The sequence below is a fragment of the Bacillus sp. SIMBA_074 genome, assembly GCF_046534555.1.
Classification (GTDB): domain Bacteria; phylum Bacillota; class Bacilli; order Bacillales; family Bacillaceae_G; genus Bacillus_A; species Bacillus_A mycoides.
This window is the reverse complement of sequence record NZ_JAWRYM010000886.1, coordinates 1-253: the sequence shown is the minus strand read 5'-3', so window position 1 is coordinate 253 and position 253 is coordinate 1. Positions and strand designations below refer to the sequence as shown.

At 42.7% G+C, this 253-nt stretch carries 1 protein-coding gene; it reads left to right on the top strand.

Going from position 1 to position 253, the window contains the following annotated elements; translation table 11 throughout:
- Positions 1–253, top strand: a 253-nt coding sequence (locus SB773_RS33305; protein WP_410594722.1) for a GH32 C-terminal domain-containing protein, incomplete at both ends; no start/stop codon positions are given.

Sequence of the window (253 nt, the reverse complement as noted above, 5' to 3'; positions counted from 1 at the left end):
AAATCGAAGTGGATGGCTCGGAAACACTTGATGTTAAAGGAGATGCCTATCAAATAGAGGCAGATCTCTCATGGTCGGATTTTAAGACTGCAGGATTTAGGCTCAGGGAGTCAGATGATCAAAAACGCCACGTTGACGTAGGCATTTCTGCAGAAGGAAATTACTCTTATGTCAATCGGGTATTCACAGATCAACCTGACGAAACGAATCAGCTGGTTGAAAGTACTGCACCATTTGATGTCAGTAAGAAGAA